The organism is Brachybacterium endophyticum (assembly GCF_003130585.1).
In the GTDB taxonomy this organism is placed as follows: Bacteria; Actinomycetota; Actinomycetes; order Actinomycetales; family Dermabacteraceae; genus Brachybacterium; species Brachybacterium endophyticum.
Window position 1 is genome coordinate 85,510 of sequence record NZ_QFKX01000003.1, and the last position, 18,185, is coordinate 103,694.

15 protein-coding genes are annotated in these 18,185 nt (G+C 72.2%); 4 read left to right on the forward strand and 11 right to left on the reverse strand.

Annotated features, from left to right (window positions below):
- Positions 1 to 32 precede the first annotated feature (32 nt).
- The 5 genes from DEO23_RS09275 to DEO23_RS09295 form a co-directional block, all read right to left on the reverse strand.
- On the reverse strand, positions 33 to 1,100 hold the full coding sequence (locus DEO23_RS09275) for an LLM class flavin-dependent oxidoreductase (protein WP_109275749.1): 1,068 nt from the start codon (positions 1,098 to 1,100) through the stop codon (positions 33 to 35).
- A gap of 70 nt (positions 1,101 to 1,170) precedes the next feature.
- Positions 1,171 to 1,401, reverse strand: coding sequence for a hypothetical protein (locus DEO23_RS09280; protein ID WP_109275750.1), 231 nt, complete (start codon positions 1,399 to 1,401; stop codon positions 1,171 to 1,173).
- 31 nt (positions 1,402 to 1,432) lie between these two features.
- Positions 1,433 to 1,897 (reverse strand): VOC family protein, encoded by a 465-nt coding sequence (locus DEO23_RS09285; RefSeq protein ID WP_109275751.1) that lies wholly within the window; start codon positions 1,895 to 1,897, stop codon positions 1,433 to 1,435.
- 100 nt (positions 1,898 to 1,997) lie between these two features.
- Positions 1,998 to 3,479, reverse strand: coding sequence for an MFS transporter (locus DEO23_RS09290; RefSeq protein ID WP_109275752.1), 1,482 nt, complete (start codon positions 3,477 to 3,479; stop codon positions 1,998 to 2,000).
- A 104-nt stretch (positions 3,480 to 3,583) separates the two neighbouring features.
- The gene (locus DEO23_RS09295) at positions 3,584 to 6,049 is read right to left on the reverse strand and encodes a glycoside hydrolase family 84 protein (protein ID WP_133249861.1); all 2,466 of its coding nucleotides are present in this window, start codon (positions 6,047 to 6,049) and stop codon (positions 3,584 to 3,586) included.
- A 333-nt stretch (positions 6,050 to 6,382) separates the two neighbouring features.
- Here DEO23_RS09295 and DEO23_RS09300 point away from each other — a divergent pair, with 333 nt between their 5' ends.
- Both DEO23_RS09300 and DEO23_RS09305 read left to right on the forward strand, forming a co-directional pair.
- The gene (locus DEO23_RS09300; protein ID WP_109275754.1) at positions 6,383 to 7,306 is read left to right on the forward strand and encodes an NADP-dependent oxidoreductase; all 924 of its coding nucleotides are present in this window, start codon (positions 6,383 to 6,385) and stop codon (positions 7,304 to 7,306) included.
- Between the two features lie 5 nt (positions 7,307 to 7,311).
- Positions 7,312 to 7,851 (forward strand): O-acetyl-ADP-ribose deacetylase, encoded by a 540-nt coding sequence (locus DEO23_RS09305; RefSeq protein WP_109275755.1) that lies wholly within the window; start codon positions 7,312 to 7,314, stop codon positions 7,849 to 7,851.
- Positions 7,852 to 7,904: 53 nt separating this feature from the next.
- Here DEO23_RS09305 and DEO23_RS09310 read toward each other — a convergent pair whose 3' ends face one another.
- Genes DEO23_RS09310 through DEO23_RS09330 form a run of 5 tightly spaced genes read right to left on the reverse strand, consistent with a single transcriptional unit; the run spans position 7,905 to position 14,418 of the window.
- Positions 7,905 to 9,182 carry an acyl-CoA dehydrogenase family protein gene (locus tag DEO23_RS09310; RefSeq protein WP_109275756.1) on the reverse strand — a complete coding sequence of 426 codons (1,278 nt, stop codon included), beginning with the start codon at positions 9,180 to 9,182 and terminating at the stop codon, positions 7,905 to 7,907.
- Positions 9,179 to 10,870, reverse strand: coding sequence for a dipeptide ABC transporter ATP-binding protein (locus tag DEO23_RS09315; RefSeq protein ID WP_109275757.1), 1,692 nt, complete (start codon positions 10,868 to 10,870; stop codon positions 9,179 to 9,181). Before DEO23_RS09315 ends, DEO23_RS09310 begins: the two co-directional genes overlap by 4 nt.
- Positions 10,867 to 11,757, reverse strand: a complete 891-nt coding sequence (locus tag DEO23_RS09320; protein ID WP_109275758.1) for an ABC transporter permease — start codon at positions 11,755 to 11,757, stop codon at positions 10,867 to 10,869. Before DEO23_RS09320 ends, DEO23_RS09315 begins: the two co-directional genes overlap by 4 nt.
- Positions 11,754 to 12,761 carry an ABC transporter permease gene (locus DEO23_RS09325; protein ID WP_109275759.1) on the reverse strand — a complete coding sequence of 336 codons (1,008 nt, stop codon included), beginning with the start codon at positions 12,759 to 12,761 and terminating at the stop codon, positions 11,754 to 11,756. Before DEO23_RS09325 ends, DEO23_RS09320 begins: the two co-directional genes overlap by 4 nt.
- A gap of 1 nt (position 12,762) precedes the next feature.
- On the reverse strand, positions 12,763 to 14,418 hold the full coding sequence (locus DEO23_RS09330) for an ABC transporter substrate-binding protein (RefSeq protein ID WP_165831792.1): 1,656 nt from the start codon (positions 14,416 to 14,418) through the stop codon (positions 12,763 to 12,765).
- Between the two features lie 306 nt (positions 14,419 to 14,724).
- Here DEO23_RS09330 and DEO23_RS09335 point away from each other — a divergent pair, with 306 nt between their 5' ends.
- The gene (locus DEO23_RS09335) at positions 14,725 to 16,083 is read left to right on the forward strand and encodes an NtaA/DmoA family FMN-dependent monooxygenase (RefSeq protein WP_109275760.1); all 1,359 of its coding nucleotides are present in this window, start codon (positions 14,725 to 14,727) and stop codon (positions 16,081 to 16,083) included.
- Positions 16,084 to 16,131: 48 nt separating this feature from the next.
- The gene (locus DEO23_RS09340) at positions 16,132 to 16,737 is read left to right on the forward strand and encodes a TetR/AcrR family transcriptional regulator (protein WP_109275761.1); all 606 of its coding nucleotides are present in this window, start codon (positions 16,132 to 16,134) and stop codon (positions 16,735 to 16,737) included.
- A 20-nt stretch (positions 16,738 to 16,757) separates the two neighbouring features.
- Here DEO23_RS09340 and DEO23_RS09345 read toward each other — a convergent pair whose 3' ends face one another.
- Complete coding sequence (locus DEO23_RS09345) at positions 16,758 to 17,990, reverse strand: MFS transporter (protein ID WP_109275762.1); 1,233 nt, start codon at positions 17,988 to 17,990, stop codon at positions 16,758 to 16,760.
- Between the last annotated feature and the right edge of the window lie 195 nt (positions 17,991 to 18,185).

Genomic DNA, 18,185 nt, shown 5'->3' on the forward strand with positions numbered 1-18,185 from the left:
TCCGTCGGACCGATCAGCGGGCGGGTGGATTCTCAGGCCACCGGATCGCCCTGCACCGGGCCCTCCGTGTTCGGCTTCCACCCCAGCGCCGGGGCTACATGCTCCGCGAAGCTCTGCAGGATGTGCAGGTTCAGGTCCACGCCGGCCTGCGAGGGAATCGTCAGCATCAGGGTGTCGGCGCTCTGCACGGCGGCGTCGGCCCGCAGCTGCTCGATCAGCTGGTCGGGCTCGCCGGCGAAGGTGCGCCCGAAGGTCGAGCGCATGCCGTCGATGATGCCGATCTGGTCGCCGCCCTCGCCCGGACGCACGCCGAAGAGCATGCGGTCCTGCTCGTCGATGATCGGGAAGACGCTGCGCGAGACCGAGACCCGCGGACTGCCGGTGTGCCCGGCCTCCTTGTAGGCGGCGCGGAAGCGGTCGATCTGCTCGGCCTGGAGATCGGCGAAGGACTCGCCGGTCGCCTCGGTCAGCAGCGTCGAGCTCATGAGGTTCAGTCCCATCCGCCCCACGTTCTCGGCGCTGTCGCGGCTGCCTGCGCCCCACCAGACGTGGTCGGCGAGGTCGGGGGAGTGCGGTTCGATACGCAGACCGGCCCCCGGGGCGGCGTCGGACATGAACGGCTGCTGGCCGGCGCGCGCCATCGGGGCGCCGCGCACCGCACGCAGGAACAGGTCGAACTTCTCGCGGGCGATGTCCGCCCCGCGCGGGTCCGTCGAGCCGTGGTAGCCGAAGGCCTCCCACCCGCGGTCGGCCGGCTCGGGGCTGCCGCGGGAGATGCCGAGCGCGAGGCGCCCGTCGGCCAGCAGGTCGAGGGCCGCGGCTTCCTCGGCGAGGTACAGCGGGTTCTCGTAGCGCATGTCGATGACGCCCGTGCCGACCTCGATGCGCTGCGTGCGCGCAGCGGCGGCCGAGAGCAGCGGCATCGGCGAGGCCGACTGCCGTGCGAAGTGGTGGACGCGGAAGTACGCGCCGTTCACGCCGATCTCGTCGGCACCGACGGCGATGTCGACCGCGTCGTGCAGCATCTGGCGCGCATCGAGACCGCCCTGCGCGGGAGTGCCGCCGTAGTGGCCGAAGCTGAGGAATCCGAAGGCTCGCATGGTGAGACCAACCCTAACAGATCATTGAATATTCCACGAAAAGTCGGAGCGGTCGTCGACGGGCGGGCGTTCAGCGTCCGACGTTGCGCGGGTGCTGCCGCGCACGGCGCTCGTTGCCGCGCCGGTAGTTCCCGGTCAGGCGCGCCATCAGCTCCTGGGCGTCGCGCTCGCCGCCCGCGGTGACGTCCTCGAGGAACACGGCTGCGCGACGACCACGCAGCGTCGCGGCAGGGCGCCCGTGGTGGAGCAGGACCACGTCGTCGCCGCGCTCGGTGTAGGTGAATCCGTCCGGTGCAGGCATGGCGTGAGGGTAGGGCGTGAACCGGGTGGCGTCACGCGGTTTCCGCGGCGTCCCCACCCTGGGCGCTCGGGCCGTGATCCCCGGGAACCATGACCGCCCACAGCACGCCGAAGCGGTCGGTGACCTGGCCGTAGTGGTCTCCCCAGGGGGCGAGGTCGAAGGGCATCGCCTCCTGCCCGCCACCGTCGATGAGGGTGTCGATGAGCGCGCGGGCAGCCGCGACGTCCCCCAGGGCGAGCAGGAAGGAGTAGACGTCCGAGTGGAGGTCCGGCAGCTCGGGTCCGACGGCGTCGCCGCCGGTGAGGGTGACCCTGCCGCCGTGGAGCTCGGCGTGGGCGACCGCGCCCTCCGGCGGCTGGAAGGGGAAGCCCTCGGTGGAGAAGTCGCCGTAGTGCATGACCTGGAGCTCGCCGCCGAACACCTCGGCGTAGTAGCGGAAGGCGTCCTCGGCGTTGCCCGGGAAGCTGATGTACGGGGCGAAGGTGGGGGCGGCCACGACGGGTCCTTCCTTCGGGGTCGCCCTCGCGGCGACACTGCCTGGACGCTACCACCATGCTGTGACCGCGGTCACGCAGAGCTTGGCCGGGACGGGCCGACTAGAGAGGAGCCCCTGCCGCGCTCCCCGTCCCCGTCGCCGCCGGATCCGCGCGCGATGCCGCGTAGTAGGTCGAGAGCCGACGGTACTGCGGCGAGGCGAAGGCCACCGCGACCGCCACCAGCATCACCACCCCGGCCAGCAGGAACATCAGGGCGATGCCGCGGGTGCTGCCCTCTCCCAGCAACCAGGAGACGCCGGCGCGGCCCGGCTCGGATTCCGCCCACGGGATCACCCAGAACTCGGCCATCGGGGCGACCAGGAAGGCCGAGATCGGAGCCGCCGCGACCTCGACGCTCTGGGCGAAGCCGAACACGCGGCCCTGGCGCTCGAACGGGACGACCCGCTGCAGCACCGTCTGCTCGGCGGCCTCGGCCGCCGGGATCATCGACATGTAGACGAAGATCCCGACCGCGAACAGGATCCAGGACTCGCGGATCGCGAAGGTCCCGCCCACCGCGGCGACGCCGATGTTCAGCAGCAGCAGGGTGCGCACGGGGTTCGCGCCCAGCCCGGCCTTGGCCACGATCATGCCGCCCACGATGAAGCCGGTGCTGGTGACGCCCAGGATGATCCCCCAGGCCTGTGCGCTGAGCAGCTCGAGCCCGTAGGGGTCCATGAGTGCCATGTAGACCCCGCCCACCAGGTTGTTGAAGCAGGCGAAGAGGATCAGGGCGAGCAGCCCCGGCACCGAGCGGATCGAGCGCAGCGACCCGGAGAGGTCGATGCGCTCCCGCAGGGTCGGTGGGCGGGCCGGCTCGGGCGCTGCGGCGGTCACGGGGACCGACGGTGCCGGCGCTGCCGCCGTCGAGGATCCGTCGGCCTCTCCGCCGGCCTCGGCGTGGGCGGCGGCGTCGGCCGCGACCGCTGCTGCGGCCTCTGCGGCGGTGGCGATGCGGTCCTCGGGGATCCGCACGGTGATCAGGTGCAGCAGCGCACCGCAGGTCGCCACGATCGCGATCAGCAGCGTCGGGCCCATCCCCAGGAACCCGATCGCGAGACCTGAGAACACCGAGGTCACCATGAACGCGACGCCCTGGACCATGCCGACCAGACCGTTCGCGCGGTCGCGCGAGCCGTCGGGCACCAGCAGGGTCACGGTCGTGGACAGCGCGATGTTGCGCATGTTCTCGACCACGCTGCCGCCCAGGATCAGCAGCACGAACAGCCAGAACGCGGGTGAGTCGACGCGCAGGAACCACTCGTGGGGGAGCACGAGCCACAGCGCTCCCGCCACCAGGTACGCCGAGACGGTGATGAGCGAGCTCAGCGCCATCACCGACTTCTTGCGGGTGTGGTCGACGACCACCCCGAAGAACAGCGAGCAGAGCGCGACCAGCCCCATGTACGCGCCGCCGATCACGCCGGTCGCCAGCACCGAGCGGGTCTCCAGGTAGATCCAGAACGTCAGGGCGAACCACAGGAAGCCCGTGGTGACGTTGGCGATCGCAGTGTTCACCAGCACGCGGTGGAAGCTCTTCACGGTCCCTCCCGGGGCCAGCCGTGGGACGGCGGGGCATCGACCCCCTCATCCTTGCGCACGGGGCGGACGGATGGTGTCCGTGAAGAGCTCCCGATCGCGCCGGGTCAGCCCTTCGCGGGCAGCCGGTCGGAGATCGCGAACTCGCGCACCTGGACCCACTTCCCGCCGGGGTTCTTCCCCGTCACGCTCACACGGGCCCATCCCGCGTGCACCGGCTGCGCCAGCTCCTTGGTGAACACGGCGTCCCCGCTCAGGCTGCCGATCCTCGTCCAGTCCTCGCCGTCGGCCGAGAGCTCGACGTCGCCGGCGTAGATCTGATCGGCCGGGGTGTCGTCGTTCTTGGCCATCTTCAGCTGCACGAAGCGGACGTCGGCCGGGGTGGTGAGCTCGAGGGTGATGGTGTCGCCGACCTTCGGGGCCCGCGCGGACCAGAACATCGTGGACTCGTCGCCGTCGACCATGAGCGCCGGTGCGTAGTCCTTGTACTGCTCCAGCGTGGTGCTGGCCGTGGCGGGGAGGCCGACGAACGGCAGCGAGGGGTCGTCCGGCAGGACGTCGCGCAGCTCGGCCCAGGCCCGGGCGATGAACACCTCGAAGATCCCGTCGCCCACGCTCGGGGTGATCTGGTCCTCCTTGTAGACCCCGTCCTCGCGCTGGTCGGGGACGGTGGCGGCGGTCGCCGCCTCGAAGCTCGCCTTCGCGCTCGCCGCTGCCTTCGACGCCTTCTTCAGGGCGCCGTCCTCGAGCGCCGTGAGCATCCTGTCCTGGTCCTTCAGGCCCTGGGCCCACTGGGAGGCCGCGACCATCCAGGGCTTGGTGTCGGCGACGAAGCCCTGGGAGTCCATCGCCTCCAGGGTGCGCGGCAGCTTCACGATCTGGTTCAGGCGCGTGCGCAGAGCCTCGCGGCCCGGCTGCGAGCCGGCCTCGTAGGCCTCGACGTACGCGTCGACGTCGGCCGCGAGGGCCGGTGCCTTGGGGGAGCCGTCGCGGTAGGGCCAGTGCACGTTGAGGTCCACGAACACGTCGAGGGCCCGGCGCACCTGCCGGTCGTTCCCCGCGAGCTCGTCCAGGGCCGCGGCGAAGGAGTCCTCCGCGTCGTAGTGCGGCGGGTTCCAGCAGTAGTCCGCGTAGTTCGCGAGCGAGGGCAGCGAGGCGTAGGGCTCGATCATCGGGTTCGCGGTGAAGCCGTCGAAGTACTCGTGGAGGGTCGCGTCGCGGCCCTCGAGGGGGTTCAGGAAGATCCGGTCGCGGCGCCCGTCGTTGACCGGGAAGTTGTCCCAGACGTAGAGGTGCTCGGAGTGGTAGGACTCCTGCGCCGTCTTCGCCGATTCGGCCGTGACCTGCGGCGAGAACACGCCCTCGCCGGTCCACTGCACGCGGACGTCCCCGTCGATGCCGCTGCCGAAGGCGGTCTTGTAGTCCGAGGGTCCCGAGCCCGAGTACTCGGTGGGGACGGTCTGCAGGGGCTCGAGGTCGTTGGCCTTCACGTACTCGTCCTGCAGGCGGTTCAGGTAGTGCGCCTGCGCCGCGGCGAGGGAGTCGAACTGTGCGGCGTCCTCGTCGTTCAGGTCGGTGGGGATGTCGTCCAGGGCGATGTAGAAGCTGGTGACGCCGAGGTCCCGCACCTGATCGAACTTGGTGACGGTCGCAGCGAAGTCCTCGTCGCTGCCGTAGGTGATGTCGTTGCCCGGCGAGAGCGCGTAGGTGAAGTGCACGTGGTGCGCCGTGGCCGTCTCGACCAGCTCGCGCAGGTCCGCGAGGGCCTCGTCCTCGTAGAGGTCGCGCCACTTCGAGCGCAGCAGCAGATCGTCCTTGGGCGTGTAGATGTACGTGTTCAGCTTGTGGCGGCCGTAGAAGGGGAAGTGGTCCAGACGTGCCTGGTGGGACCAGGGGATCCCGTAGAACCCCTCGATGGAGCCGCGGATCGACATCAGCGGCCAGTCGCGCACCTCGACCTGCGGCACGCGGCTCCCGCCCGACAGCAGCTGGCGGAGCGTCTGCACCGCGTAGAAGGTGCCGGCGGCGTCGGCGCCCGCCAGGACCACGAGGACGCCCTTCGAGCGGCCCGCGGCGAGGACGTAGCCCTCGGCGTCGATGCCTTTCGTGCCGTCGGCCCCCAGCGCCGTCAGGTTCGGGGCGATCGTGGGATTGTCCGCCTCGGTGCCCAGGTGGATGCGGGTCCCCTGTGCCGTGGTCCGCTCGCTGGTCGCGGTGATGACCCGGATGCTGGCCCCGGCGTCCTCGAGCAGCTCGCGCAGCGTCTCGAGCGCGACGTCGTCGGTCTCGGGGCCGACGATGATGCTGACCTTCCCCGCGAGGTTGACGGCGCCGCCCGAGGCGGTGACCTGCTGGGGCACGGGACGCACGGGAGGGAGGTCCGTGCTGTTCGCCGCCGGGGCGGGCTGCCCCGCGTGCGCACCGGCCGCGTCCCCTGCCGCCAGGGCCGGCGCCGCGGAGGAGGCGACGGCGATGCCCCCGCCGACGGCGGCGGCGAGGCCCAGCGCGCGGCGACGGGTCACGGAGCTCGAGGTGTGCGGGGTGGTCGAGGCGTGCGGCGTCAAAGGATTCACAGCTAGGGCCTTCCGGTGATGGTGAGCTGCGGTGGCTCGGGAGGGATGGGGCGGGGATCCCGGGCGGGAGCAGGCGCGATCGTGATCGCGACCGGGCGCGGTCCGGGCAGGGTGAGGCGGGATGGCAGGAGCACTGGAGGGGAAGCACGGCCCGGTGTCGCCCTCGTCGGCGCCACCCGGCCATGGGTGATGTACGGCACATGCGCTCTGGCACTCTAACAACCGCGCCGGGCGGATCGAGGGCACCTCCACGCGACGGCGAGGCGCGACGTCGGGCCGCGCCGACGCCCGCCCGAGGAATACTCGCCCCGCCCCGACGCGTTCGAACGGGGCATGAAGGCCATTACCTACAGCACCTACGGCGATCCCGACGTCCTCGAGCTCAGCGAGGTCGATCCCCCCAAGGTCGGCCCCGGCGAGGTGCGCATCGCGGTCAAGGCCGCGGGCGTGAACCCGGTGGACTGGAAGATCGTCGCCGGCGGGCTCGACCCGCTGATGAACATCCAGTTCCCCGCCATCCCCGGCTGGGACGTCGCGGGCGTCGTCGAGCAGGTCGGCCTCGACGTCACCGAGGTCGCCGAGGGCGACGAGGTGATGGCATACGGGCGCAAGGACTGGGTCGAGCAGGGTTCCTTCGCCCAGCAGATGACCCTCCCCGTGCGCACCCTCGCGCGCAAGCCCCCGAAGCTCGACTGGGAGCAGGCCGCCGCTCTCCCGCTGGCCGGCCTCACCGCCTACCAGAGCCTCACCCGCCTGGGTGTCGGTGAGGGCTCGACCGTGCTGGTCCACGGCGCGAACGGCGGCGTGGGCAGCTTCGCGGTGCAGATCGCCGTGGCCCTCGGGGCCCGCGTGATCGGCACCGCCTCCGAGAAGAACCACGAGCGGGTGCGCGGCCTGGGCGCCGAGCCCGTCGTCTACGGCGACGGCCTCGCCGACCGGGTGCGCGAGCTCGCGCCCGACGGCGTCGACGTGGTCGCGGACTACGTCGGCGACGTCCTCGAGCCGTCGCTGGCCGTCCTCGCCGACGGCGGCCGGCTCGGGTCGATCGCCGACCCCGCCGTGGCCGAGAAGGGCGGCACCTACATCTGGGTGCGCCCCGACGCCGAGGACCTCGCCGTCCTCGCCGACCTGGTGGAGACCGGTAAGCTGCGCATCGACGTCGCGGAGAGCTTCCCGCTCGCGCAGGCGGCCGACGCCTTCCGCGCGAACATGGACGGCCACACCAGCGGCAAGATCGTCGTCACCGTCGAGGCCTGAGCGCGATGGCCGCCGAGCGACATCCCCGGATCACGCTCCACCTCGGTGACATCACCACCGACGGCGAGGTCGACGCGATCGTCGACGCCGCCAACAAGACCCTGCTCGGCGGGGGCGGCGTCGACGGCGCCATCCACCGTGCCGCCGGCAAGGGCCTGCTCGCCGAGTGCCGCGAGCTGGACGGGTGCGAGACAGGCGATGCGAAGATCACTGGCGGCCACGACCTCCCGGCCGCCCACGTGATCCACACCGTCGGCCCCGTCTGGGCGAGCGGCGGCGACGAGGCGAAGCAGCGCAGCAAGGACGAGCAGCTCGCCTCCTGCTATCGCCGCAGCCTCGAGGTCGCCCGTGACAACGGCCTGGCCAGCGTGGCTTTCCCCTCGATCTCGACCGGGGTGTACCGCTTCCCGGTGGACCGTGCCGCCGCGATCGCGGTCGCCACCGTGCGCGAGGGGGCCGCGGAGCTCGGCGGCTTCGAGGAGATCCGCTTCTGGCTCTTCGACCAGGCGACGTACGACGATTACGAGAAGGCTCTCGGGGACTGACCCGGGCGGGTCGGCGGTGCTCGGGCTGACGCGGACGGAGGCCCGTCCCCGCGTCAGCTCTTCTTCTCGCCCGTCGACCAGAAATACAGCAGCTCGCTGTCGTTGAGCAGCCGGTCGCCGATCGCCCGCTCCTGGTAGATCGCGGGATTGTGCGAGGACAGCGTGCGGGCGTTGCGCCAGTGCCTGTCCAGGGCGCGCCCGCGGGAGGTCGCCGAGGCGCCGCCCACGTCGAACAGGCGCGAGGTCACCTCGAGTATCTCGTCGACGGCGGTGAGCTGCGCCTGCACGGTGCGCAGCTCGGCCGCATCGATGAGCGCGTGCGCGCGCTCCGATCCGATCGTGCCGTCGCGGTGGTCCTGGACGACCGCGTCCTGCGCGAGACCGAGGGCGCGGGCGGCCGCGAGAACGGAGTCCTCGGCCGCGGCGACCTTCGCCGAGAGCCGGCCGACGACGGACTGGACCAGCGGATCCGATGCCGCCGTCGTCCCGCTGCCCTGGGAGTAGACCCGGGTGCGCGAGCGCACGAAGCCGATCGCGTCACGCAGCGCCGCGCGCCCCGCACCCACCAGCGATGAGAGCAGCACCAGCTGCAGGAACGCGGTCTGCGGGGTGGGGCGGCCATCGATGCTCTGCCCGCGGATGCGCACCCTCGAGGCCGGTACGTGCACGTCGCGCAGCACCGTGGTACCGCTGCCGGTGAGCTGCTGGCCGAAGCCGTCCCAGTCGTCGCGCACCTCCACGCCCGCATCGTCGACGCGAACGGTCACGCGTGCGTGCTGGCCTTCGGGGGTCAGCGCGGTGACGTTGATCCAGTCGGCGAAGATCGAGCCCGTGGAGTAGTGCTTCTCGCCGCTGATCACGTAGTCCTCGCCGTCACGGACCACGGTGGTCGCCAGATCCCCGACCCGCGCGGTGGAGCGCTCGTGGCTCGCGTTGCCGAACACGTCGCCCTGCGCGAGCCGGCGCTGCCAGGGCGCCGGGTCCTCCTCCTCATCGCCCAGCAGCAGGCCGTTGGCGAACAGGAAGTGCGCGCGCAGCAGCTGCGGGAGGTTCGAGTCGGCCTCACCGAGGTCGATGAGCAGACGGAACAGGGTCTCCACGTCGGCACCGGCCCCACCCAGCTCGCGGGGGACGGTGACGGCCGTGAACCCCGCGTCGGCGAGGGCACGGACCTCGGCGAAGGGGAGGCGGCGCTCGCGCTCGCGCTCGAGCGCTCCCTCCGCGATCTCGGTGAGGACGGGGGCGAAGCGTGCCCGCAGCTCGTCGGCGGTGGCGGTCGACCATTCGGGCTGCGCGTCGAGGGCCGGATCGGTGGTGGTGGTCGTGCTCATGCGGTCTCCTGGAGGGTCGGATGGGGGAGCGCGTCGACGAGCTCCCTGGTGTACGGATGCCGGGGGCGGAAGAAGACGTCGTCGGCCGTGCCCTGTTCGACCACCTGGCCGTCCTGCATCACCAGCACCCGGTCGCTGACGTGGTGGACGACGCCGAGGTCGTGCGAGATGAACAGGTGCGCGGTGCCGAGCGCCTTCTGCAGGTCGGCGAGCAGGTCGAGGACCTGCGCCTGGATCGACACGTCGAGCGCGGAGACCGGCTCGTCGAGGACCAGGATCTCCGGGGCCGTCGCCAGCGCGCGGGCGATCGCCACCCGCTGACGCTGCCCGCCGGAGAGGGAGAGCGGGTGCCGCCGGGCGTACCCCTCGCCGAGGCCGACGGCCTCGAGCAGCTCCACGACCCGCTCCGACGGCCCGCGGGACCCGGCGCCCCGGAACAGCCGCCCCCAGCGTCCGCCGCGGGGTGACGGGGCCTCTCCGGCCGGGGCCTCCTCGGCCGGGATCGCGTCGGCGATGATCCGGCCCACGTCCCAGCGCGGGTCGAAGGAGCCCAGCGGATCCTGCGGGACCATCGAGATCCGGCGGCGTCGCGGCCGGCGCAGACGCTCGGGGATCCCCGACCACGCCTGGCCGTCCAGCAGCGCCCGCCCTGCGCTGGGCTCGGTGAGACCGAGTGCGATCTGCGCCGTCGTCGACTTGCCGGAGCCGGACTCACCGACGATCCCGAGGGTCTCGCCGGCCTCCAGCGCGAACGACACGTCGCGCACGACGGTGCGCTCGCGCCCGTCCGGCCCGCGGTAGCGCTTGGAGACGTCCTCGACCTCCAGCAGAGGACCGTCGGCCGCGGGGCGGGAGCGGAGCGCCGAACGGTCCCGGGCCGACAGCTCGAGCGGCGGGACGTCCGAGAGCCGCGAGCCGCGGGAGCGGGCCGAGGGCACCGCGGCCAGCAGGCGGCGGGTGTACGGGTCCTGCGGACGGGACAGCACCTGCGAGGTCGGTCCCTGCTCGACGACGCGACCGTCCTTCATCACCAGCACCTCGTCGGCCAGGCGCTCGACGACGGCCAGGTCGTGGCTGATGAGGATGATCGCGCGGCCCTCGGCGAGGCTCGCCTCGAGCAGGGAGAGGATCTGCGTCTGCACGGTGACGTCGAGCGCCGTCGTGGGCTCGTCGGCGATCAGCACCTCCGGGTCCAGGGCGAGAGCGGCGGCGATCAACGCCCGCTGTCGGAGCCCGCCCGAGAGCTCGCTGGGCAGCTGACGCGCCCGCAGCTCGGGCTCGGGCACCCCGGCCGCGGCCAGCAGCTCGTGCACCCGGCCCTCCCGCTCCCCGCGCGGAGTGCCGTGCACGCGCAGCGCCTCGGCGATCTCCGCCCCCACGCGGCGCAGCGGGTCCAGCGACACCAGGGCGTCTTGCAGCACGTAGCCGATGCGCCGTCCGCGCAGGGAACGCAGCTCCGCGGGCGTCGCGCGCAGCAGGTCGACCCCCGCCTCCAGGCGGGTGGCGGTGACGCTCGCGCGCTCGCCGTTCAGGCCCAGCAGGCTGCGCGCCGTCACCGACTTCCCGGAGCCGGACTCGCCGACGATCCCCAGGCAGCTGCCCGGACGCAGGGACAGGGAGACGTCGTGGACGACCTCGGTGCCGTCGAAGGCGACGGAGAGGTTCTCGGCGGTGATCAGGGCGCTCATCGGGTGGCTCCGGAGTCGGTGGACCGCTGCAGGTGACGGCCCAGCACGGTGAGGGACAGGGTGAAGGCGACGATCGTGATGCCGGGGAAGAAGTCCATCCACCAGGCCTGCTGGATGTAGGTGCGGCCGGCGTTGAGCATCGCGCCCCATTCCGCGGTGGGCGGCTGCACGCCCATGCCGAGGAAGCCGAGCGCGGCGGCCCACACGATCGCCTGCCCGACCCCGAGGGTGACCAGCACCGTCAGCGGACGGAAGGCGTTGGGCAGGATCGTGCGCCGGAGGATGCGCGCGGGGGAGTGGCCCAGGGAGCGGGCGGCCTCGACGTACAGCGAGCTCTTCACCGCGAGCACCTGCCCGCGCACCATGCGGGCGTACCCGGGCATCGTCGCGACGCCCACGGCGACCATCTGCGTGAGGGCGCTGGAGCCGTAGACGGCGATCAGGATCAGGGCGAGCAGGATGCCGGGGAAGGCGTAGAGCACCTCGATCACGCGCGTCACCGAGGCGTCGACCAGGCGCCCGCCGAGACCGCCCAGCAGCCCGAGCACGACGGCCCCGAGCAGGCCGATGGCGGTCGCCCCCAGGCCGATCGCGAGGGACTGCCCGGCCCCGTGGACGACGCGGCTGTAGACGTCGCGGCCCGACTGGTCCGTGCCGAAGACGTGCGCGAGGCTCGGGGCGTCGAAGCTCTCCCCGAGGCTGATCTCGAGCGGGTCCTGCGGGGCCAGCAGCCCGGGCGCGATCGCCGCGAGCAGCACCAGGGCGACGACGAGCGCCGCGAGCCAGAAGCTGACGCTGCGCAGGGAGGACGCGGACCGCGGGCGGCGTGCGCGCGGGCGGTCCTCGGCAGGGGCGGTGGTCGTGGGCGGGGTGGCCAGAGCGGTCATGAGGCGTCTCCGATCGAGGAGCGCAGCCGCGGGTCCACGGCCACGGCGGCGATGTCGGTGAGGATGTTGGCGATCACGTACACCAGTGCCACCACGAAGGTCACCCCGATCACCAGCGGCAGGTCCTGCGAGGTCACCGCGGTGACGAGCACCTGGCCGATGCCCTGGCGGGAGAAGATCACCTCGACCACCACCGCGCCGGAGATCAGCGAGCCCAGCCCCCACCCAGACAGGGCGATGCCCGGCAGGGCGGCGTGGCGCAGGATGTGGCGCCGGCGGACGTCGCCGAGGCGAGCCCCGCGCGAGAGCGCCGAGAGCACGAAGGGCTGACGGGATGCGGCGTCGAACTCGTCGCGGGTGACCTGGGCGAGGAAGCCGCCGAGGGGGACGCCGAGCGTGAGCGCCGGCAGCACGAGACCGGCCGGCCCGCCGTCGACCACCGGGAGCCAGCGCAGGGTCACGGCGAAGACCACCAGCAGCACCACGCCCAGCCAGAAGTCGGGGAGGGCGGCCAGAACGACCTCCAGCCCCGAGCCGATGCGCGCGAGCAGACCGGGGCGCCCCGCGCTCAGCAGGGTGCTCGCGATCGCGATCGCCCAGGCGATCGCGAGGGAGGCGGCGGTCAGCTGCAGCGTGGGCACGATCTGCTCGGCGATGATCGCCACCACCGGTTCCTTCATCGTGTACGAATCGCCCAGGTCCCCGTGGAGCAGCCCTCCCAGGAAGTGGCCGTACTGCACGAGCAGGGGCTGGTCGAAGCCGTACTGGGCGCGCACTGCCGCCACAGCGTCGGGCGGAGGGTTAGCCGCCGCACCGCCCAGGATCGCGAGCGCCGGATCCCCCGGCACCAGGTGCTGCAGGAAGAACACGATCGTCGCGACGGCCCACAGCAGCACGACGGCGGAGAGGACCCGCACCAGGATCCGGCCGGGCAACGAGGCGCGCAGTCGGGCCAGGAGCGGCCCGGCGGGCGCGAGGGGCGTGGACGGTGTGTCGGTCGTCATCTCAGGCTCCGTCCCTGGTCAGGTAGGCGTCGTGCAGCACGGGCTCGCCCTCGCTGGGCTCGACCCAGATGCCCGCGACCTGGTCCGAGCGCACGGCCAGGCGGGTCTGCACCGGGTACAGAGGGAGGTGCCAGGCCTGAGAGGTGAGGATCTTCTGGGCCGTGGAGTAGAGCTCCTGCTGGGCCTTCGGATCCGTGGTGGCCGCCGCCTTCACGAGGGTGGAGTCGAGCTCCTCGTCGTAGTCCCGGGAGACGTTCTGCCCGTTGTCGATGTCGAGGGTCTCCTTGGAGAACTTGATGTACATGACCCCGGGCGTGGGGCTGTTCCAGTAGCCGCCCTTGACGTCGTAGCGGTCGGGGTCCTGCTTGATGGCGGTCATCGAGGCCGCGTCCTGCGGCTGCAGCTCGACCTTGATCCCGGCGCGCTTCTCCATGGCCTGGAAGTTCTGCAGGATCGTCAGGTCCGCCGGCGGCGTCTCGCCCGGGTCGGAGGCGTAGGGCAGGCGCAGGGTGAGGGTCTTCCCGTCCTTCGTGCGGTAGCCCTCCGCGTCGCGCCCTGTCCAGCCCGCCTCGTCCAGCAGCTTCGCGGCCTTCTCGGGGTCGTAGGGGAAGGGCTGGTGGAAGGTCTTGTCGTAGTCCGGGGTGCCGGTGGACAGGGCGTTCCCCTCGTAAGGGAAGACACCGGCGTAGGCGCTCTCGACGATGCCGGGGGCGTCGGCCGCGTGCACGACCGCGCGGCGCACCCGGGCGTCGGCGAGCTGCTCGCTGTCGGTGTTGAAGTCGAGCGCGAAGGGGACCCCCGAGTGCACGAAGTCCTGGGTGTCGATCCGGTCGTCGGCCTTCGCCGCCGGGACGGACTCGGGCGGCAGGTTGAAGATCGCCTGCGCCTTCCCGGACTGCAGGGCGCCGAAGCGCGCGGTGTTGTCCTTGAGGAAGCGCCAGGTGACCTTGTCGAGGTAGGCGGGACCCTGGTGCTTGGCGTCGGCCGGTGCGGAGTCGTAGTCGTCGTTGCGCTCCAGCACGACCTCCTGGTTCCGCTTCCACTCGGTGACCTTGAAGGGCCCGGTGCCGACGGGCGAGGCGCAGTTCTCCTCCAGGCCTCGGGCCATCGCCTTGGGGGACTCGATGCCGAAGAAGGCCTGCGAGAGCACCGTCAGCAGCGGGGAGTAGGGGCGCTTGAGCGTGACCCGGACGGTGTGCTCGGATACCGCCCGGGCCTTCTCGAAGTACGGCTTGAGATAGAGCAGGTCCGTCGAGGACTGTGTGGCCGGGTCCATGATCTGCTCGAAGTTCTTCACCACCGCGTCCGCGTCCAGCGGCTCCCCGTCGGTGAACTCCACGCCCTTCTTGAGGTGGAAGTCGTAGGTCAGCCCGTCCTTCGAGACGTCCCAGGAGGTCGCGAGCCAGGGCACCACCGAGCCGTCGGACTTCATCGAGACCAGCGAGTCGAGGTACTGGCGGGCGACGTAGGTCTGCGGCATGTCGCCGTTGTTGTGCGGATCCAGGCAGGTCGGTTCGCGATCGGAGGCGTAGACCAGCTCGCCGCCCTTCTTCGTGCCCGGGGGCAGCGAGGCGGAGGGATCGGCGGTCCCGCAGCCGGCGAGCACCGCGAGCGCGGCGGTGATCGCGACCGGGGCGAGGAGAGGGCGGGATCGCACGGGCGGCTCCTGGGGTGCGGGACGTCGGCGAAGGACGGGACGTAACGGGACGGACCGGCGCGGGTGCGCAGCGGACCTCGTCGACGATAAGGAGGCGTGATGGCATGCCAAAGAAATGTGACGGCCTGCGACATGGCACGTAGGCTCGCCGCCGCACCCGGGGCTGATCCGTCATGGACCGTCACACGGGATGCGCCGGGACCCCTGCGGCGCGGAGGGTTCCGGAGAGGGTGCGCGCGATCACCGTCGTGATCGGACGCCGCCCTGCCCTCGCGCCCGCTTCCCGCTCACGATCCAGGACGGTCCATGTCGCCCAAACCGCTGATCCTCAACCTGTTCGAGATGAACTGCGTCGGCCACATCACCCACGGCCTGTGGCGCCTGCCCGGGAACAACCGGCACCGCTACACCGACCTGGACTACTGGACCGAGCTCGCGCAGATCGCCGAGGAGGGCGGGTTCACCGCGATCTTCCTGGCCGACGTCCAGGGCGCCTACGACGTCTACGGCGGCTCCGCCGAGACCGCCCTGCGGGAGGGCCTGCAGATCCCCAGCAACGACCCCATGCTGGTGGTTCCCGCGATGGCCGCGGTCACCGAGCGCCTGGGCTTCGGGATCACCTACTCCACGAGCTACGAGCCGCCCTTCGCCTTCGCCCGGCGGATGTCGACCCTCGACCACCTCACCGACGGTCGTGTGGGCTGGAACATCGTCACCTCCTACCTGCCCAACGCCGCCCGCAACTTCGGGCTGGCCGAGGAGATCGAGCACGACCACCGCTACGAGATCGCCGACGAGTACCTCGAGGTCCTCTACAAGCTGTGGGAGGGCTCATGGGACGACGGCGCCGTGCTGCGCGACGCCGAGGGCGCGGTCTACACCGACCCCTCGAAGGTGCACCGGATCAACCACGAGGGCGAGAACTTCCGCGTGGCGGGCCCCCACCTGGCCGAGCCCTCCCCGCAGCGCACCCCCACGCTGATCCTCGCCACCGCCTCACCCGCGGGGGCGAAGCGGGCCGGGGAGCACGCCGAGATCGTCTTCACCCACGGCCCGCTGCTCGAGCGCACGGTCCCGGCCGTCCGCGAGGCCGCCGTCGCCGCCGGCCGGGACGCCTCGGACCCGAAGTTCGTGGTGCAGGCCGCCGTGATCACCGCACCCACCCAGGAGGAGGTCGACGCGAAGCTCGCCCAGTACCACGAGCACCGCTCGACCGAGGGCATGCTCGTGCACCAGTCCGTGCCGATCCGGGCCCTCGACCACCCGCGCGAGCGCACCATCGCCGAGGCCCTCGAGGTCGAGGGACTGCCGGCCGACACCCCCATCGGCCGCCGGAGCGAGGGGGACACGATCGGGGACCTCCTCGATGCGGTCGACGAGGCCTGGCAGGACCGCTTCTTCGTCGCCGGGACGCCCGAGGTCGTCGCCGACGCGATCGAGCACTGGCTCGACGCCGACGGCATCGACGGCATCAACCTGCGCCAGTACCACTCCTTCGACACCGTGCGGGACTTCGCGCAGCTGGTCTCGCCGATCCTGCGCGAGCGCGGGCGCCTGCCGGAGCGCGACGGCACCCTGCGCCGGCGCGTCTCGGGCACGGACCGGGTGCCCGAGACGCATCCGGCCGCGCGGTTCCGCGGGGCGTTCGAGGGTGTGGGGGTCTGAGGAGGTCCGAGGGGCCGGGAGGCGTCGGCCGCCGCTAGGCTCGCACGTGTGAGCAGCTCCGATCCCCGATCCCGCGCGCCCGGGACCCGCACGCGGCGCCACGACCCGGACCGACGCGATCGCATCATCGACGCGTGCCTCGAGGTGATCGCCGAGCACGGGCTCGCGGGCACCTCGCACCGCCGCGTCGCCGCGGCGGCCGACGTCCCTCTCGGCTCGATGACCTACCACTTCGCGGGCATGGACGAGCTGCTGCGGGAGGCCTTCACCCGATTCGCCGACTCGGTCGCGCAGAAGGCCGAGCGGCGCATGGCCGGGGCCGACCATCGCGACGGGGCGCTCGCCGAGTTCGGACGCAACATCGACGAGGACGTCTTCGGCACCCAGCGCGAACTGATCCTCACCCTCGAGCTCTACACCCTCGCCGCGCGCAGACCGGAGTTCCGCGACATCACCACCGCCTGGATGGCCCGTACCCGCGCGACCCTCGAGCCCTTCGTCGACGAGCGCACCGCGCAGCTCCTCGATGCCATGAACGAGGGCCTCACGATCCACCGCGCCCTGCACGCCGACCCCTCGGCAGAGGGCCTCGCAGCGGACGCGCTCACGAGGATCGCCCGCGGGAGCGGCGGGGTGGGCGCGCCCGGCGAGTGACGCGGACGGTTTCTCCCGCGTCAGACCCGTCGGCCGTGCAGTGCGCTCGCCGAGACCACGACGGCGAGCCCCGCGAGCGGCACCACCAGCAGACCCACGCGCAGTGACGCGGCGTCGGCGACGAGGCCGACCACCGGCGGGGAGGCCAGGAACCCCAGACGCATGAGCCAGGAGACCACCGTCAGACCGGTCCCGTGCCGAAGCCCGGGGAGCTCGTCGGCCTGGCCCATCGCCGCCGGGACCAGCGTCGCGCAGCCGAGACCCGCGGCAGCGAAGCCGACGATCACGGCGGGCACGGTCGCGACCGCGAGGGCCGCGCCCATGCCCACCGCGATCAGGACCCCGCCCGCGCGGGCGACGGCCCGCTGCCCGAACCGGTCGACCATGCGGTCCCCGATCAGACGTCCGACGAACTGCGCCCCGACCAGCGCGATGTACCCGTAGGCGGCGACAGCGGCGCTCGCGCCGAGGTCACGGCCGAGGAACAGCGCCGCCCACGAGTTGCCCGAGTCCTCGACCAGGGTCCCGCCGATCGCGAGCACCACCAGCGCGGCGAGGACCAGGAGGGTGCGGGCGGGGACCGCGGGTGCGTGGCGGGTGCGCCCCGGGTTCCCGGGAGCGACGTCGGTGGCGTCCGCCGGTGAAGCGGCCGACGTGTCGCGTGCTTCTTCGTCCGCGCCGGGCAGGCAGGAGCGCAGCGCCACGAGGGAGACCACCGCGAACAGCAGGGCGGAGATCATGAGGTGCAGCCCGAGGGGCACCTGCAGGGCGATCGCCGCAGCGGCCATCGACCCGCCGAGCACGGCGCCCATCGACCAGACCGCATGGAACGAGTTGAGGATCGAGCGCCGGTAGGTGCGCTGCACACGCAGCCCGTGAGCGTTCTGGGCGACGTCGGTGATCGCGTCGCACGCCCCCGCGAGACCGAGCGCGAGGGCGAGGAGCGGGGCCGAGGGCGCGGCGGAGACGGCCAGCAGTGCGAGGGCCGTGAGCACGGTCCCGATGGTCGCGGCGCGGGCCGAACCGAGCCATCGGATCGCAGGCGCCGCGGCGAGGCCGGCGAGGATCGCTCCGGTGGGGAAAGCAGCAATGGCCAGCCCGTACGTCGAGTTCTCCAGCGCCAGCTGCTGTTTGATCTCGGGGTAGCGGGGCAGCACGTTCGCCAGCAGGGCGCCATTGGTGAGGAACAGCGCGGCGACGGCCCGCCGAGCGCGTCGCACGTGCTCGACGGGGAGCGAGGGGGACTCCGGCATGTGTACGAGCGTACACTCCGCGGGAACGTCGGTGGCAGCGCTCGGCAGTGGCGGTGGTGGGGCGGGCGTCGGTGGGGCGTTCGGCGGCGGAGCGGGCGTCGGCCGATGGCTCCCACTGAGGGTTCACGGCGTGGGGAGCGGTGAGACCTCACCGGGCGCCATCGGAGAACTCTCGCCTCGGGTGAGGCGCGATCG

Bases quoted from the DNA above. Each gene is read 5' to 3' on its own strand.
- DEO23_RS09335 (WP_109275760.1), top strand. From the start codon at position 14,725: ATGTCGCCCAAACCGCTGATCCTCAACCTGTTCGAGATGAACTGCGTC.
- DEO23_RS09280 (WP_109275750.1), bottom strand. From the start codon at position 1,401: ATGCCTGCACCGGACGGATTCACCTACACCGAGCGCGGCGACGACGTG.
- DEO23_RS09320 (WP_109275758.1), bottom strand. From the start codon at position 11,757: ATGACCGCTCTGGCCACCCCGCCCACGACCACCGCCCCTGCCGAGGAC.
- DEO23_RS09310 (WP_109275756.1), bottom strand. From the start codon at position 9,182: ATGAGCACGACCACCACCACCGATCCGGCCCTCGACGCGCAGCCCGAA.
- DEO23_RS09305 (WP_109275755.1), top strand. From the start codon at position 7,312: ATGGCCGCCGAGCGACATCCCCGGATCACGCTCCACCTCGGTGACATC.
- DEO23_RS09315 (WP_109275757.1), bottom strand. From the start codon at position 10,870: ATGAGCGCCCTGATCACCGCCGAGAACCTCTCCGTCGCCTTCGACGGC.
- DEO23_RS09325 (WP_109275759.1), bottom strand. From the start codon at position 12,761: ATGACGACCGACACACCGTCCACGCCCCTCGCGCCCGCCGGGCCGCTC.
- DEO23_RS09345 (WP_109275762.1), bottom strand. From the start codon at position 17,990: ATGCCGGAGTCCCCCTCGCTCCCCGTCGAGCACGTGCGACGCGCTCGG.
- DEO23_RS09300 (WP_109275754.1), top strand. From the start codon at position 6,383: ATGAAGGCCATTACCTACAGCACCTACGGCGATCCCGACGTCCTCGAG.
- DEO23_RS09275 (WP_109275749.1), bottom strand. From the start codon at position 1,100: ATGCGAGCCTTCGGATTCCTCAGCTTCGGCCACTACGGCGGCACTCCC.